The organism is Rickettsia canadensis str. McKiel, from assembly GCF_000014345.1.
Taxonomy (GTDB): Bacteria; Pseudomonadota; Alphaproteobacteria; order Rickettsiales; family Rickettsiaceae; genus Rickettsia; species Rickettsia canadensis.
This window is the reverse complement of sequence record NC_009879.1, coordinates 770536-786623: the sequence shown is the minus strand read 5'-3', so window position 1 is coordinate 786623 and position 16088 is coordinate 770536. Positions and strand designations below refer to the sequence as shown.

The window sequence follows — 16088 nt, the reverse complement described above, 5'->3', positions numbered from 1 at the left end:
CCATGATCATAAAAAATCTTCAAGAATTTTATAGGCTTTTAATACCGAATACTCAGCTTATCGCTATTGATTACGGGAGTAAAAAACTTGGTATTGCTATGTCCAATGGGGAACGGAGTATTGCTATGCCTTTAAATACTATAACCGTGGTAAATAAAACCGCTGTTATTAATTCTGTGCTTAGTATAATTGCAAAATATAAAATTTGCGGTGTTGTAATAGGTCTGCCGATTGATATGAGCGGTGTAGTAACACAGCAAACAAATATAGTGATGAAATTTGCCGAAGAGTTAGCAAAGTATACAAATTTGCCTATATATTTACAAGATGAAAGACTAACTACAAAAGCAGCGAATAATTTCCTTAAGTCATTTGGAGTAAAAAGAAAAGACCGTAATAATAACGATGATGCAGTAGCAGCTAGTATGATACTGGAAACCGTGCTTGATTCGATTAAGAGGTATTAATTATATGTTAAAATTATAGATTTGTATTAATTAATTAGGAAAGAATTTATGGAGCCTATTGGTATTAGTTAAAGTAAACTTGTTCGTGATATTGATATACCTGTTTACGAGAATCATATAATATTACTGCTGACTACCCTACTTCATTTAGGTCAATATTTTAATCCTTGCTGGTAGATGAATATGCAAAACCAATCTGATTCAGAATTAATAATCGACTTTTTATTCAAATATAGGAAAAGCAAGAAATATACTTGATAAGTATAAAGATATTGATTTATATAACGCATTAAAGCTCATGAGAAAAGAAGAAGAGATCAATTGATGCGTTGGTAATTATATATTTCTAGCGGTATTGCCTAAAAAGAATTGCTTGGAAAGCCCTAATATTTCTACATCATTTCTGCTTTCGTAAGAATAATAATAAGGTATTTTACGAGCCGGGACAACACAATCACCTTTTTTAGGCAATGTCTTTCTAGCTTTGCAACAAGCTTATTGTAAAGATATATTATTTATGATAGAAGCGATGCAATAAAAATAAATAAAATATATCATGAAAATATTAATTCTAGGTGTTACCGGTATGCTAGGTAATAGCATATTTAGGTTTTTAAGCTGTGATAAACAATTTGACGTTTATGGTACAGTTCGAGATAATTCTGCTCGTTCTTATTTTTCTCAGGATTTATCTGATAAATTAATTACAAATGTAGTTGTTGAGAATCATGATTCTTTCGTTAAAGCATTTAATAAAATAAAACCTGATATAGTAATAAATTGTATAGGACTTGTAAAACAACTAGTAGATGTGGGTGATCCGTTAAAAGCATTGCCGATAAATAGTTTGTTACCGCATAGATTAGCTGGTTTATGCGACCTTGTAGGTAGCAGATTAATTCATATTAGTACGGATTGTGTATTTTCAGGAAAAAAAGGTAATTATAAGGAAAGTGATTTTCCTGATTGTTATGATCTCTACGGGCGTTCTAAGCTTCTTGGTGAGGTAGACTACCCTAATGCTATTACGCTACGTACTTCCATTATAGGTCATGAGCTAGCAGGAAATAGAAGTTTAACCAATTGGTTTTTAAGTGCAGAAGGTTCAGTAAAAGGTTTTGAGAAAGCTATTTATTCAGGATTTCCAACAGTAGAGCTTGCAAGAATAATAAGGGATTTTGTATTGCCTAATAAAGAGTTACGCGGACTTTATCATGTTGCATCAAAACCAATTAATAAATTAGGATTATTAAAATTAGTAGCGGAAATATATAATAAAGAAATCGATATTATTCCGTCAGATGAGCTTGTAATAGATCGCTCACTTGATGCTACTCGTTTTAATGAGGTGACGGGATATACTCCGCCTAATTGGCGTGAGCTTGTAAAAAATATGTATGCGTTTGGTTGATGAGCTTTGTCATACCGCGCGATCAAGTCGGCATTGTTGTGTGGCTTGGACGATGGTATCCAAAAAAACAATAAAAATACTAATAATTTTAGTATTTTAAACTGGATTCCGCGATCAAGACGCGTGGGAATGACAACGGAAAACCCGATCCACGCAACGATGCCTACGCTGGAATGACATTACAATTTTTTAAAATAGGTATTTATATAATGTTTGTAGATAAAACTTTAATGATTACGGGAGGTACCGGTTCGTTTGGTAATGCGGTACTTTCTCGTTTTATTGAATCCGATATTATTAACGATATTAAAGAAATTAGAATTTTCAGTAGGGATGAAAAAAAGCAAGAAGATATGCGTATTGCTTTAAGTAATCCAAAACTTAAATTCTATATCGGAGATGTGCGTAATTATAAAAGTGTTGATGAGGCGATGCATGGTGTAGATTACGTATTTCATGCAGCAGCTTTAAAACAAGTTCCGACTTGTGAATTTTATCCTATGGAAGCAATCAATACTAATGTGTTAGGTGCTGAAAATGTTTTAAGTGCAGCCATTAAGAACAAAGTTGCAAAAGTTGTAGTTCTTAGTACAGATAAAGCCGTATATCCAGTTAATGTGATGGGATTATCTAAAGCGTTAATGGAGAAATTAGCAATAGCAAAAGCACGTATGCGTTCAATGAATGAAACAGTGCTATGTGTTACTAGATACGGTAATGTTATGGCCTCTAGAGGTTCGGTAATTCCTCTTTTTATCAATCAAATAAAACAAGGTAAGGAATTAACCATTACTGAACCGTCAATGACACGTTTTTTAATGTCGTTAGTAGATTCGGTAAATTTGGTTTTATATGCGTTTGAGCATGGTCGTCAGGGTGATATTTTTGTACAAAAATCTCCTGCAAGTACAATTGCAGTACTTGCAAAAGCGTTACAAGATATATTCGGTAGCAAAAATAAAATACGCTTTATCGGTACACGTCATGGAGAGAAGCATTATGAATCGTTAGTATCATCTGAAGATATGGCAAAGGCTGAAGATTTAGGCGATTATTATCGTATTCCTATGGATGGACGTGATCTTAATTATGCAAAATATTTTGTTGAAGGTGAAAAGAAAGTAGCACTTTTAGATGATTATACTTCGCATAATACAAGACGTTTAAATTTAGAAGAAGTAAAGGAGTTATTACTGACTCTTAATTATGTACAAGAGGAGCTCAAAAATGCTTAAGGTAATGACGATTGTTGGTACTCGTCCTGAACTTATTAAACTATGTTGTGTGATTTCCAAGTTTGATAAATATACTAATCACATCTTAGTTCACACCGGTCAAAATTATGCATATGAATTAAATCAGGTTTTTTTTGATGATATGGGAATTAGAAAACCTGATTATTTCTTAGAAGTAGCAGCAGATAATACTGCAAAATCTATTGGACTTATTATTGAAAAAGTTGACGCAGTTCTTGAGAAAGAAACACCTGATGCAGTTTTATTCTACGGCGATACCAATTCTTGCTTATCGGCAATTGCCGCTAAACGCCGTAAAATTCCGATTTTCCATATGGAAGCAGGAAATCGTTGTTTTGATCAACGAGTACCTGAAGAAATAAACCGTAAAATAATTGATCATATTAGCGACGTTAATATTACATTAACCGAGCATGCTAAGCGTTATTTAATTGCTGAAGGCTTGCCGCCTGAGCTTACCTTTAAATCAGGTTCGCATATGCCTGAGGTCCTTAACTGTTTTATGCCTAAAATATTAAAATCTAATATTCTAGAAAAATTATCACTTATATCAAAACAATATTTCTTAATTAGTGCACATCGTGAAGAAAATGTTGATGTAAAAAATAATCTGAAAGAATTATTAAGTAGTTTACAAATGCTTATTAAAGAGTATAATTTCCCTGTAATCTTCTCAACACATCCAAGGACTAAAAAAAGGCTCGAAGATTTGGAAGGGTTTAAGGAGTTAGGAGATAAAATAAGATTTTTACCGGCTTTCGGGTTTACAGATTACGTTAAGCTTCAGATGAATGCATTTTGTATTTTATCCGATAGTGGTACTATTACCGAGGAAGCATCGATACTTAATTTACCTGCTTTAAATATTAGAGAATCACATGAGCGTCCTGAAGGTATGGATGTCGGTACGTTAATTATGTCAGGTTTTAAAGCTGAGCGGGTAATGCAATCGGTGAAAGCTATTACGGAAGAACACGACAATAACAAACGTATACAAAATATTGTACCGGATTATGTAGAAGCAGGACTTGTATCATGGAAAATATTACGTATAGTTTTAAGTTATGTTGATTATGTTAACCGTAAGGTTTGGTTTAAATGACAGAAGAAGATAAAATAGTTGAAGAATGGTATTCGGCAGATATATTTCATACTAAAATAAAAGAATTTATAAGTTCTGTTTCCAGTATTATGGATATTGGATGTGGGATTCGTCCACAACAATATATAGTTCCTGATTTACTTATTTGTGTAGAACCATATCAAGGATATGCTGAAATATTAAAAAAGAATTTATCAGGAACTAATTCAATAATAATTCCTTTAGATGCAAAAACTGCTCTTACTACATTTTCTGATAAATCTATTGATTCAATATTTTTAATAGATGTTATAGAGCATATGCCTAAAGAAATTGGTAAAGAAGTGTTAATTGAATGCAGACGGGTAGCTCGCAAACAAATTATAGTATTTACTCCTTTGGGTTTTATGCCGCAAGAAGTACATGATACCGACGGTTGGAATTTACATGGAGGAGAATGGCAAGAACATAAATCCGGATGGTATCCAGAAGATTTTCCCGGATGGAGTATTATAGGATGTAAAGAATTACATACTCATAATGTTAAGGGTGAGCTTCTTACTACGCCTTATGGAGGGTTTTATGCAATAAAAAATATAGTATATACCGAAAATTATTTTAATGACGTATATGGAGAAAAGATTTTATTTGATACTACAAATCATTTAGAAAATTTTAAAGCTACATTTCCTGACTTTAGAGAAAAAATTATAAACAGTGAAATTGTAAAAAATAATTTAAAATGTGGTTTATGGAAGTGTCAACGCACAACAGAGCTATTAATTGAGCAAGGAGCAACAATGTCTTTAAAAAATATTTTAGAAATAGTCGAGAGTGAAAAAATAAATTTTGCTATTAATACAGCTCAAGAATATGTATCTACAATAAATAAATTTGCTACACAATTTAAAGATATCAATAATTTACAAAAATTACTAGATTCTGCTAATGTACAAATAAATAATTTGCAAGAATTATTAAAATCTACTACAGACCAATTAACAGATCAGTTAATCGTTAATACTGAAGAATTGGAAATACTTAAAGAACAATTGAAAATCAAGGAGCAAGAACTAAAAATCAGTAATGAGAATCGCTCTATTTTTATAAAGATTTACGCTAAAATAAGAAGAATGTTAAATAAATTAAGAGCAATATGAGGAATATAGCTTTTAATAAAGGTCTAAGTTAGATGAAAATATTACAAATAAATGGTTATGAATCACCGGGTCGTAGGTTTCATGGTTTGTCTATAACGCCAATTTTAAAAAAATATGGTATTGAATCTAAGCATTTAGTATGGGCTAAGGATACTAAGGATCCTGAAGTACTAACATTTGAGGGTATAGTAACAAGAAAAGTAAATTTAATTCTTCAATTAATAGAAGAACAAGCTTCTCTACAATCTATGCTGTATCGTAATGTTCCTAAAATAATAAAAATGCCGGCTTTTCAAGAGGCAGATTTAATACATCTACATATTATACATTCTGGTTACTTTAGCATTAGCAATTTATCAATGATCACAGATTTAAAACCTACTCTTTGGACATTACATGACCCTTGGGCAATGACCGGACGTTGTGTTTATCCCATGGGTTGTTTAGGTTGGAAAAAAGATTGCGGCGTTTGCCCTGATCTTAAAACTCCGTTTGCAATGAAAAAAGATAATAGTAGATTTTTATTTAACTATAAACGTATGGCTTATGAGAAAGCTAATTTTAACATAATTGTAGCATCAAAATGGATGCACGATATGGTTAATGCCTCGCCACTGTTTAATAGTAAAGAAATTAAAGTTCATCATTTACCTTTTGGTATAGATTTAGAGTTTTTTTCTTCCGATTTTACCGCAAATGCAAGAAAACGCTTTAATATTAGTGAAGATAAAATAGTAATATGTTTTCGTTCTGAAGATACTCATTTTAAGGGCTACCAATATATTATGGATGCACTAGAAAAATTAGATACTACAAAACCTATATGTCTTTTAACGGTTGGTAGACATAATATACTAGAACGTTTTAGAGATAAATTTGAGATAATTGAGCTTGGTTGGACTAATGATGATGTATTACTCCGAGATGCTTTAGCTGCTTGTAATATTTTCCTGATGCCGTCTGTTGCAGAAGCATTTGGTGTTATGGCAATAGAAGCTATGGCATGCAGTAAACCGGTAATAGTTTTTGATGGCGATAATTCATTGCCTGAAGTAACTTTTGCGCCGGAAGTCGGCATCGCTGTTCCAATGCGTGATAGTAACGCTTTATCATATGCTATAAAGCAATTAATTGATAATCCGAAAGAGCGTTTAGAGCGAGGTAATAAAGGTAGGAAAATAGCTAAATTACATTATAGTCAAGATATGCACATAAAAAATTTAGTCAGTATTTATAAAGAGACCTTAAATAAATGAAAATTTTACTTTTAACTGATATACCGCCGTGTGAGAATTATACGGCAGGGTTAGTATTATATCCTTTAGTAAAATTTCTACCTTTAGATCAAATTGTTATCTGTAGTGTTGCAAATCCTACTCTAGACTTTAAAATACCAAAAGAACTAAAAAAAATTCCTCACTTAAAATTATTTAAACCTATTGAAGCCGCTAGAAGATATAAAGAAGGAAAAATAGGAGACTTAATTGCTTATAGTTTTGAGTTATTTAACGCTGCAAAAGTAAAATATTTTTTACTTCCTACAATAATAAAATTTGCTAAAGAGCAGCAAGTTGATGCTATATGGGCAGTATTGCAAGGGCAAACTATAATTAGATTAACACGACCTTTAGCTAAAAAGCTCAAAGTATCTTTATTTACTCAAATATGGGATCCTTTTGAGTGGTGGCTTCGAGCTAATAAAATTGATGGGTTTACACAAAAAAGGCTGTTAAAAGAATTTGATGCAGTAATTAAACATAGCACTTGCTGTGCTACTGCTTCATGGGCAATGTCTGAGAGTTATAAGGCTAAATATAATATATCTACTATACCGGTAATTGCAGGATTACCACAAGAATTTGCACGATTACTTTCTATTTCTTATAGAGATGAAAGTGAATTTATAATTAGTATGGCAGGACAATTTTATGCTCAAGCTGAATGGCTAAGTTTTATTAATGCTCTTAATCAAGCTAACTGGATTATTGCGGGCAGAAAGATTAAAGTACGGGTAATTGGTGGAGGTTTTCAAGCATTTACGCAATCACCTGCTAATTTTGAGTATTTAGGATGGCGTTCTCAAGAAGAAACCATTAGATTACTTACAGAGTCAGATCTTCTTTATATGCCTTACTGGTTTTCTGAAGAATTTTATAAAGAATCAAGTACGAGTTTTCCTTCAAAATTAGTTACATATTTTGCTTCCGGTAGACCGGTCTTTTGCCATGCTCCTGACTATTCTTCACCAAGCAAATATATAGCAGAAAATAATGCAGGGTATTTATGTAATTCTCTTGCTGCTGATAAAATAATATATGAGCTTGAAAAGGTAATAACTGATGAAGATTCTTATAAAAAATTTGCTAAAAATGGTTCAGAATGCTTTTTGCGAGATTTTACATTAGATTGTATGAAAGATGTATTTTTCAAATTTTTAGGGTTGAATAGTTAGATGAAACAAAACGTATACACTCCTCTAGTTTCCATCCTAATTCCTGTATATAATGGTGCTAACTATATGCGTGAAGCTATAGATAGTGCTTTAGCTCAAACTTACAAAAATATTGAAATTATTGTTGTTAATGATGGTTCAAAAGACAATGGAAAAACAGAAGCTATTGCATTATCGTACGGGGACAAAATACGTTATTTGTATAAAGAGAACGGTGGGTGTGGTTCAGCCTTAAATTACGGTATAAAAAATATGCAAGGAGAATATTTTTCATGGCTCAGTCATGACGATGTATATTTACCTAATAAAATTGAACATCAAGTTAATATATTAAGTAAATTAGATAATAAAGATACTGTTGTTTATTGTGGTTATGAACTAATTGACAAAAAATCACGTTCTTTATATTTTGTAAAACTAGATCAAAGATATTCAAAAAAAAAATTAGACATTTCACTATTTCCACTTTTGTATGGCTTAATTCATGGTTGTACATTGTTAATTCCTAGCAAATTTTTTCAAAAAATTGGTTTATTTGATGAGTCTTTAAAATATACTCAAGATTATGATTTATGGTTTAAACTTTTTCGAGTAGCCCCTGTTTATTTTGACCATGAAGTTCTTATAAAGTCTCGGCTACACTCTGAACAAACTACTAATGCCACTTTAAATCAATTAGAGGAATATGAAATTTTATGGTCAGGTTTTTTAAAAAAATTAACAAAAGAAGAAATAATCGAAGTAGCAGGGTCTACTAATGAATTTTTATCTCATATTGCTGCTTTTTTAAAGAAAAATGGATACATGAAATCATATAAATTAGCTCTTTCTATGGCAGAGCAGAAAGTTATAGTAGGATTTTGGGTTTTTATAATTACAGAAATAATATATTCTGTAAGAGAGCATGGGATCAATACAACAATTACAAAAATATATAGATGGATAAGGAAGCGTCTCAACAAACACTAAAAAATAATCTTATATTTTATGCTCCTAGTATTCATACAGGGGGCGGTTTAATATTATTAAAAGCATTGCTAAATAGTAAAGATTTTACAAATAATTGGAAACATATATATTTAGATGAAAGAGTAAAAACGAAATTAGATTTATCTCATGCTATCAAAAATATTATTTTTATTAAATCACGGTTATTAGCCGAATGGGAATTAAAGAAAAATTGTAAAATCAATGATATTGTGTTATGTTTTCATGGGTTACCTCCTTTATTTCCTATAAAAGGTAAAGTAATTGTATTTTTACAAAATCGTATTTTATTAGAACCTTTAAAAAACAATGAATATTCAATTTTAACATCATTAAAAAAAATTTGGTTACATTTAGGTTCTAGATATAACAATATAAAATACATAGTACAAACTCCTTCTATGCTAAGAGTTGCTAAGGAGTGTTTAAGTCAGGACATTGATATTGCTGTACTAGCTTTTATTCCTCAAAATAATCAGGTAAAAAAGAAAAATTCAGATTTTAAAAAATTTGATTTTATTTATCCTGCTAGTGGGGAATCGCACAAAAACCATATTAATTTATTGAAAGCATGGAGAATACTTGCTGATATAGGCATAAAACCATCTCTTGCTTTAACTGTAAATGTTGAGTTATATCCTGAAGCGGCTAAAAAATTAGAAAACTCTATACAAGAATATAAACTAAATGTTATTAACCTAGGAGAAATACCTTCTAACGAAGTATTAGATTTATATACACGAGTTTCAGCATTAATTTACCCTTCAAAGTCAGAGTCATTAGGTTTGCCTTTAATTGAGGCTACAGAATATAAAATACCTATTATTGCATCTGAATTAGATTATGTAAGAGATGTAGCAAACCCAAAAGAGACATTTGATCCTAATTCCCCTACGTCAATAGCAAGAGCAGTAAGAAGGTTTCTAAATAATAATGAGAGTTTAATAGCTGTCAATTCAGTAGAAGAGTTTTTAAAAGCAGCAATTAATTAGTTTATTCTTCAAGTATTTTTACTTTTGATCCATCACTGATTTTAGTCATCCCTTCGGTAACTACTAAGTCGCCTTCCTTAATATCGTTTGAGATAATTTCAATTAAACCTTCTGTGCGTGTACCGATTTTTACGTATAATTGCTTAGATGTGTCACCGTCTATTTTATAAATAAAATGACCTTGATTATTTCGTTGAATACAACTTTCGGGAACGGTTAGATTTTTATGCGGATTAATTATGAGCATAACATCTACAAAGCTATTATGCAGTAGACTTTTTGAATAACTCGCTTCTAAAGGTAATTTGTACGTCAATCCGGTCCTTGCATCCTCACGTACTTCTTTGTACGCTGCAGTGCGAGGTGAAGTGTTTCCTTCAAATTCCTTTTTAGTAGTTTCGTTATTTAAAAAGTCTGTATCTTCATACGGTAACATAATTTTAGCAGTAATAGTACCGTTATCTGATAAGTAATGCGATACTGCTCCGATTTTGCTCTTGATTTTGCCTGCAATTAAAACTTCAGTATCGACTCCAACTTTCCCACTTAAAGATTCTGGTAATTCAATGAAAATACTTTGTGAGTTTTCTATTCCGGTAATGCTAAAGAGATAATCTCCAATTTTTATTTCATCACCGACTTTAGCCTTAATTACACCTATTTGACCGGAGTAGGGTGCAGTAATTATCATATCGTTGTATGTTTTTAGAGCTTTGGAATAATTAAATTTTGCATCTTCAAGTTCGCTTTTTGATCTTTTATATTCTTCGCTGCTTACAAATTTTTTAGCAAATAAAGCTTCTTTTCTATTATAATCTTCTTGTTTTGTATTTAATAAAGCTGCGGCTCTAGATTTAGTAGTTTCTGCTATGTTTTGATCTATAACTAGCAATATATCCCCTTTTTTTACTATTTTTCCTTGATGTGCCGAGACCTTTTCAACTACTCCGGTTGCATTAGCATAATAATCATGACTATTATCATTTTGGCATTGCCCTACAATATTAAATATGTCATAAAGCTCGGCAATTTGTACTTTAGTCGCTTTTACACTGGTAATGTTTGTAGTTAATGCTTTATTTGCTATCGCAGACAATGAAATTAGTAAAATAAGTAAATTAATTAACTTTATAAACATGAGATTACTTTTGTAGTGTTTTAAGCTCTATATCTGTTAACCATTTATATGCTTTTTCTAGAACTTCAAATCTAATTTTTTCTAATTGTTCATCAAGAACAGGTTCAGGAACGATAGCAGAACCCATAAATTCAAATCCTTGATAATTAATTTTTAGTTTCTTACAAGTTTCTTGTAATGATAATAAATTTTCTTCTATATCATCAATAAATATTATTGATTTAGGATAATAATGCATTTTATGTAATACATATTCAAACACACTTCCTTTATCATATTCTGCAGTGTAAATTATTCCGTCTTTTAGTGTAGGTTTACCGTAGCCTGCACTAAAATCTTCGATTATTATTTCATCTTTCAAAGGTGAAAACTCTTGAAACTTTACCTTTAATTCGGATAATTCACGAATTCTCCATTCGATCATATCTTCAATTGCACCGAATTTTCCGGTAGGCAGTTTAGTAAGACCCATTGCCGGTACATTTTTTTCTTTAAGTAGAGCAAATATTGTTAAGATATCTTGGCTAACAAATCTAGCTTTCCTATCTTTAAGAACAATGCTAAGTAATAATTCACATTCTTTTTTTGTAAGTCTTTGTTCAATATTGCGTACTAATTTTTTTCTATAGTTATGTGTTAACCTAGATTCATCACTATCCATTACAATTACTTCGTCTATATCAAAAAGCACGACGCTAGTATTATCGGCTTGCTCTATTGCTTCTATAACTTCTTTAAAATCATGAACTTTATTTATTTTGCTATGCATATTTATTTTTTATTGATGGTTTAAAATTCTACGTCACGTCGTTACGGGCTGGCATTGTTGTGTGGATCAATAAAACTCACTGTATTTCACCTAGTTCGCTTGACCACGTGGGTTTATAAAAACAACTTACAGTACTGATAATTTTAGTATTTTTAACTGGATCTCGCGATTAGCCGTCAGATAACAGGGGTGAATTGATCCACGCAACAATGCCTGCATATCTATCTTTATTTTGTAACGTCACGTATTATTTCTTCTAAGGAATTTGTGATTACCTTTAAATCTTCTTCTCTAGATAAATTATGGTGACCATCCTTAATTAATTTTAATACTATTTGTTTACTGACTATTTTTTCTAATAATTGTGTTGAAATATTATAAGGTACATCGTCATCTAACATACCATGAATTAGATGTATCGGTATATTTATATCAATTTTATTTTTTGTTAGCAGTAAATATTTTTTTGCATCTTCTATTAGTTTATAGCTAATAGGATATTTATGTTCACAATTTTTACTGCTTACTTCTAGCATTCCCTCTTTTTGCATCTTATTTTGAGCGTCGCGCGATATATTTTGCCAAATATCTTCGGTAAAATCGAGAGCGGGAGCTAAACACACAAGTCCTTTTATTTTATTAGGAAATCTTAAAGCTGCAAGGAGTGCTAGCCATCCTCCCATGCTCGAACCAACTAATATTGCCTCTGTATCTACTAACTTGTCTAAAATTAGCGAGATTCCCTCTAACCAATCACTAATTGTTTGATCCTCAAATCGTCCTGATGCATTTCCATGACCAAAATTATCAAAAACAATAAAATTATAATTGTTTTTTTTACAATAATCTATTAAATAAAGAGCTTTAGTTGCTTGCATACTAGACATCAAGCCGTGTAAAAAAATTACAGATGGAATATTTGTATTAATTATACTATAATTATTATAGACAATAAATTTGTCTTGTGTTCTATTATAAAGCTTGTGCATTTTAAATAATTATTTAATAGATTGAGATTTAATGCCTTCATTAAAGTCAAGTAAAAAATACAATAAATATACTATTTTGCAAGTAGTTCCTGCTCTAGTTTCGGGAGGGGTTGAAAGAGGTACTATAGAAGTTGCAAAATATCTTAAAATTTTTGGTCATACTCCTATCATAATTTCAGCAGGTGGTACTTTAGTTAAAGAGTTAGATAAGGAAGATATATTGCATATTCAAATGAACAGTAGCAGTAAAAATCCTTTTGTAATTCTAAATAATGCAAGATTAATAGCAGAAATAATTAAAAAATATAATGTTGATATAGTTCATACAAGATCAAGGGCACCAGCATGGAGTTCATATCTAGCGACAAAATGGACAAATGCTAAATTTTTGACTACTTTTCATGGGGTTTATAATATTCCGAATAGTTTTAAAAAATATTATAATAGCATAATGTTAAAAGGTGAGAAAGTGATTGCTGTGTCCAATTTTGTAAAACAACATTTGCTCGAAAACTATAAAGTTGATGAAGATACAATAGTAGTAATTGACCGTGGAGTGAATTGTGATTATTTCGATCCGGCAAATTTAACGCCGGAAAAACTTAAAAAATGTCGTGATAAATATGATGCACCGAGTAACTTGCCGATAATATTAATGCCTTCTAGAATGACAAGCTGGAAAGGGCATCTTGTTTTAGTAGAAGCATTAAGTAAGTTAAAACATAGAGATTTTTATTGTTTAATGGTCGGTGATATATCTAGACATCCTAGTTTTACTAATAGAGTAAAAGAGCTTATAGCTAATCTAAAACTTCAAAATAAAATTCAAATTTTCGGTAACGATTCAGATATAATAAATCTTTACGGAATTTCTGATATTATTGTTTCTCCCTCAATCGAGCCTGAAGCTTTCGGTCGTACTATTATAGAAGGGCAAGCGATGCAGAAGCTTGTTATTGCAACTAATATTGGCGGGGCAGTAGAAACAATAAATAATAATATAACCGGTTTCCACGTAGAACACAATAATGCTGACGCATTATCACAGAAAATTGATTATTGTTTCTCGATTTTAGGTACCGATACTGCTAAGAAAATCCAAGAAGCGGCAAGGTATACAGTAATTAATAATTTTTCCCTTGATCTAATGCTTAGAAAAAATCTTGAAGTCTATAAAGCAATCTTAAAAAATTCCCATATAATCAATTGATTGCTACGCAAGTAGCATGTTACTAGTTGTCTCGCCTATTATTTTATTATAGGCTATACTCTCTCACACCTGTCACTAAATGGGGCATGGTAGATTGACTATAATGAAAATTTAATTTATACTTGCTATTAGTGAGTGTTGAAATGCATTGTTACGTGGTCTTCAGTACAACGATTCTATGAAAGCGGAAATCCAGAAAATAACCTTAATATATGTACATTTAACATATAAAAAAACAAGTTTTGATATGTTTAACTGTATTTCTGCTTTCACGTTAATGACATTCTAAACGTTCTTAGAGTAGTGGACTTATGTAAAGACAGTTAACGAGAATACAACTCGATTACTAAATGAACTTCTGCTTCAAAAGGATACGGAACGTCAGAAAGATTAGGAACTCTTAAATATTTACCGGTTAATGAAGGTACATCAAATGATAAATAATTGGGAGTTGTTTGACCTTGTTTTAAAATAGATTCTTGAATAAGTGCTATCTGTTTTATCGATTCTTTCACTTCTACAACATCGCCTTCCTTTAGGCGTATACTCGCAATATCAGCTTTCTTACCGTTTAATTTAATATGACCGTGTGAAACTAATTGTCTTGCAGCAAAAATAGTTGGAGCTATATTCATCCTATAAACTACCGTATCAAGTCTACTTTCAAGTAGACCAATGAAGTTTTCCCCAGTATTACCTTTCATTTTTTGAGCAAGTTCAAAAATATTTCTAAATTGTTTTTCAGTGACGCGACCGTAGTGGCACTTTAATCTTTGTTTAGCTTTTAAATGTAAACCGTAATCTGAAGTTTTAATCATGGTATTTTGCCCATGTTGTCCGGGACGATAATTTCGTATATTGAAAGCATCCTTGCTATCACCCCATAGACTTACTCCAAGTCTTCTACTAGCTTTATATTTAGAACGAACAATTTTTGTCACTGATAATATCCTTAACTTTTATTTGAATTACAAAAAAATAATATACATTTCTTGCATCAAAGTCAATCATTGATTTTTAACCTAAAACTTTTTATATTCAATTAAAAAATATTTCATATGAGTTCCTTAATAAAGTCGATAAATTTAGATAAAATTAATCATTCACAGAGTACTGTTAAAGACTATATTTTACTTATGAAACCGCGTGTAATGTCGCTTGTAATTTTTACGTGTTTTGTAGGTATGTTGCTTGCTCCTTATTCTGTGCATCCGTTTATTGCCAGTATTGCAGTTGTTTGCATAGCTTTTGGTGCAGGTAGTGCAGGGGCAATTAATATGTGGTATGATAGAGACATCGATAGCTTAATGAAACGTACTCAAAAAAGACCTATAGTCAGAGGTGCTATAGAACCTGATGAGGCTTTATCTTTTGGTTTGATAACGGGATTTTTTGCAGTATTTTTTATGGCTTTATGTGTTAATCTGCTTGCATCTTTTTTACTGCTATTCACTATTTTTTATTATATCTGTATTTATACTATTTGGTTAAAGCGTCGTTCTATACAAAATATCGTTATTGGCGGAGTATCAGGAGCATTACCTCCTGTGATAGGTTATGCAGCAGTAAGTAATACTATATCTCTTCAGTCAGTTATATTATTTTTAATTATCTTGATTTGGACGCCGCCGCATTCATGGGCTCTCGCTTTATTCTGTAACGAAGATTATAAAAACTGTAAAGTACCGATGATGCCTACAATAAAAGGAGCTTTATATGCTAAAAAACAAATTCTAATTTACAGCTTTTTATTATTTATTGTTTCGCTAATGCCTTTTTTTATCGGAATGAGTAATTTTATATATTTAATAATTTCTGGTATTCTTGGGTTAGTATTTCTATATTATGCTGGTTCTTTATTCTATGATACCCCTGATAACAAACAAGCTAAAAGACTTTTTGTTTACTCAATATTTTATTTGTTTTTTATATTTTTACTTTTGTACTTAACTAACACTATACTCTCTATCAGCGAGAGATAGTAGTGTGGTGTTACTTTTATGGAAAGATAAAATTGAAACCCAACGTGAAGAAATCTATCATAAGTTTATTTTATAATAATAATCCTTGAGATTAGGAATTTTCTTGTGATGGTAAAGAAATATAAATTCATTATTGAAAAATTAGTTGACTGTATAAATTATAACTGTAATTTCCAAATTTTTTGCTTTTTTAA

Annotated in this window: 15 protein-coding genes; 11 read left to right on the top strand and 4 right to left on the bottom strand. The window is 31.0% G+C overall.

The window, feature by feature from the left end; translation table 11 throughout:
* The first annotated feature begins 2 nt into the window (after positions 1–2).
* The 9 genes from ruvX to A1E_RS03380 all read left to right on the top strand — a co-directional run bounded on the left by ruvX (position 3) and on the right by A1E_RS03380 (position 9806).
* Positions 3–467 carry a Holliday junction resolvase RuvX gene (ruvX, locus tag A1E_RS03420; protein ID WP_012148890.1) on the top strand — a complete coding sequence of 155 codons (465 nt, stop codon included), beginning with the start codon at positions 3–5 and terminating at the stop codon, positions 465–467.
* Positions 468–1023: 556 nt separating this feature from the next.
* Positions 1024–1878 carry a dTDP-4-dehydrorhamnose reductase family protein gene (locus A1E_RS03415; RefSeq protein ID WP_012148888.1) on the top strand — a complete coding sequence of 285 codons (855 nt, stop codon included), beginning with the start codon at positions 1024–1026 and terminating at the stop codon, positions 1876–1878.
* Positions 1879–2087: 209 nt separating this feature from the next.
* Entirely contained in the window at positions 2088–3113 is a 1026-nt protein-coding gene (locus A1E_RS03410; RefSeq protein ID WP_012148887.1) for a polysaccharide biosynthesis protein, read from the top strand.
* The gene (wecB, locus tag A1E_RS03405; RefSeq protein ID WP_012148886.1) at positions 3106–4236 is read left to right on the top strand and encodes a non-hydrolyzing UDP-N-acetylglucosamine 2-epimerase; all 1131 of its coding nucleotides are present in this window, start codon (positions 3106–3108) and stop codon (positions 4234–4236) included. The genes A1E_RS03410 and wecB overlap by 8 nt, the downstream gene beginning before the upstream one ends.
* Positions 4233–5375 (top strand): methyltransferase domain-containing protein, encoded by a 1143-nt coding sequence (locus A1E_RS03400; protein ID WP_012148885.1) that lies wholly within the window; start codon positions 4233–4235, stop codon positions 5373–5375. The genes wecB and A1E_RS03400 overlap by 4 nt, the downstream gene beginning before the upstream one ends.
* A 32-nt stretch (positions 5376–5407) precedes the next feature.
* Positions 5408–6631, top strand: coding sequence for a glycosyltransferase family 4 protein (locus A1E_RS03395; RefSeq protein WP_012148884.1), 1224 nt, complete (start codon positions 5408–5410; stop codon positions 6629–6631).
* Complete coding sequence (locus A1E_RS03390) at positions 6628–7827, top strand: glycosyltransferase (RefSeq protein ID WP_012148883.1); 1200 nt, start codon at positions 6628–6630, stop codon at positions 7825–7827. Before A1E_RS03395 ends, A1E_RS03390 begins: the two co-directional genes overlap by 4 nt.
* Positions 7828–8796: a glycosyltransferase gene (locus A1E_RS03385; RefSeq protein WP_012148882.1), complete on the top strand. Its 969-nt coding sequence runs from the start codon at positions 7828–7830 to the stop codon at positions 8794–8796.
* Positions 8766–9806 (top strand): glycosyltransferase, encoded by a 1041-nt coding sequence (locus A1E_RS03380; protein ID WP_012148881.1) that lies wholly within the window; start codon positions 8766–8768, stop codon positions 9804–9806. The genes A1E_RS03385 and A1E_RS03380 overlap by 31 nt, the downstream gene beginning before the upstream one ends.
* Position 9807: 1 nt before the next feature.
* On the opposite strand, the gene A1E_RS03375 is transcribed toward A1E_RS03380, so the two are convergent.
* The 3 genes from A1E_RS03375 to A1E_RS03365 form a co-directional block, all read right to left on the bottom strand.
* A complete protein-coding gene (locus A1E_RS03375; RefSeq protein ID WP_012148880.1) occupies positions 9808–10944 on the bottom strand; it encodes an efflux RND transporter periplasmic adaptor subunit in 1137 nt (378 codons plus the stop codon).
* A 4-nt stretch (positions 10945–10948) separates the two neighbouring features.
* The gene (locus tag A1E_RS03370) at positions 10949–11713 is read right to left on the bottom strand and encodes a DUF2608 domain-containing protein (RefSeq protein ID WP_012148879.1); all 765 of its coding nucleotides are present in this window, start codon (positions 11711–11713) and stop codon (positions 10949–10951) included.
* A gap of 227 nt (positions 11714–11940) precedes the next feature.
* Positions 11941–12702 carry an alpha/beta hydrolase gene (locus A1E_RS03365; protein ID WP_041405245.1) on the bottom strand — a complete coding sequence of 254 codons (762 nt, stop codon included), beginning with the start codon at positions 12700–12702 and terminating at the stop codon, positions 11941–11943.
* 31 nt (positions 12703–12733) lie between these two features.
* Between A1E_RS03365 and A1E_RS03360 the strand changes: the two genes are divergently transcribed.
* The gene (locus A1E_RS03360) at positions 12734–13912 is read left to right on the top strand and encodes a glycosyltransferase family 4 protein (RefSeq protein ID WP_012148877.1); all 1179 of its coding nucleotides are present in this window, start codon (positions 12734–12736) and stop codon (positions 13910–13912) included.
* Positions 13913–14235: 323 nt separating this feature from the next.
* Here the strand turns inward: A1E_RS03360 and rpsD are convergent, their stop codons facing one another.
* On the bottom strand, positions 14236–14853 hold the full coding sequence (gene rpsD / locus A1E_RS03355; protein ID WP_012148876.1) for a 30S ribosomal protein S4: 618 nt from the start codon (positions 14851–14853) through the stop codon (positions 14236–14238).
* 117 nt (positions 14854–14970) lie between these two features.
* Between rpsD and cyoE the strand changes: the two genes are divergently transcribed.
* Positions 14971–15894, top strand: coding sequence for a heme o synthase (cyoE, locus tag A1E_RS03350; protein WP_012148875.1), 924 nt, complete (start codon positions 14971–14973; stop codon positions 15892–15894).
* The last annotated feature ends 194 nt before the right edge of the window (positions 15895–16088 follow it).

What these genes read in the sequence shown, in the direction of transcription:
- wecB (WP_012148886.1), top strand. Translation starts at nt 3,106, where the DNA reads ATGCTTAAGGTAATGACGATTGTTGGTACTCGTCCTGAACTTATTAAA.
- A1E_RS03390 (WP_012148883.1), top strand. Translation starts at nt 6,628, where the DNA reads ATGAAAATTTTACTTTTAACTGATATACCGCCGTGTGAGAATTATACG.
- A1E_RS03395 (WP_012148884.1), top strand. Translation starts at nt 5,408, where the DNA reads ATGAAAATATTACAAATAAATGGTTATGAATCACCGGGTCGTAGGTTT.
- A1E_RS03360 (WP_012148877.1), top strand. Translation starts at nt 12,734, where the DNA reads ATGCCTTCATTAAAGTCAAGTAAAAAATACAATAAATATACTATTTTG.
- A1E_RS03365 (WP_041405245.1), bottom strand. Translation starts at nt 12,702, where the DNA reads ATGCACAAGCTTTATAATAGAACACAAGACAAATTTATTGTCTATAAT.
- A1E_RS03375 (WP_012148880.1), bottom strand. Translation starts at nt 10,944, where the DNA reads ATGTTTATAAAGTTAATTAATTTACTTATTTTACTAATTTCATTGTCT.
- ruvX (WP_012148890.1), top strand. Translation starts at nt 3, where the DNA reads ATGATCATAAAAAATCTTCAAGAATTTTATAGGCTTTTAATACCGAAT.
- A1E_RS03385 (WP_012148882.1), top strand. Translation starts at nt 7,828, where the DNA reads ATGAAACAAAACGTATACACTCCTCTAGTTTCCATCCTAATTCCTGTA.
- cyoE (WP_012148875.1), top strand. Translation starts at nt 14,971, where the DNA reads ATGAGTTCCTTAATAAAGTCGATAAATTTAGATAAAATTAATCATTCA.
- A1E_RS03410 (WP_012148887.1), top strand. Translation starts at nt 2,088, where the DNA reads ATGTTTGTAGATAAAACTTTAATGATTACGGGAGGTACCGGTTCGTTT.
- A1E_RS03400 (WP_012148885.1), top strand. Translation starts at nt 4,233, where the DNA reads ATGACAGAAGAAGATAAAATAGTTGAAGAATGGTATTCGGCAGATATA.
- A1E_RS03380 (WP_012148881.1), top strand. Translation starts at nt 8,766, where the DNA reads ATGGATAAGGAAGCGTCTCAACAAACACTAAAAAATAATCTTATATTT.
- A1E_RS03370 (WP_012148879.1), bottom strand. Translation starts at nt 11,713, where the DNA reads ATGCATAGCAAAATAAATAAAGTTCATGATTTTAAAGAAGTTATAGAA.
- A1E_RS03415 (WP_012148888.1), top strand. Translation starts at nt 1,024, where the DNA reads ATGAAAATATTAATTCTAGGTGTTACCGGTATGCTAGGTAATAGCATA.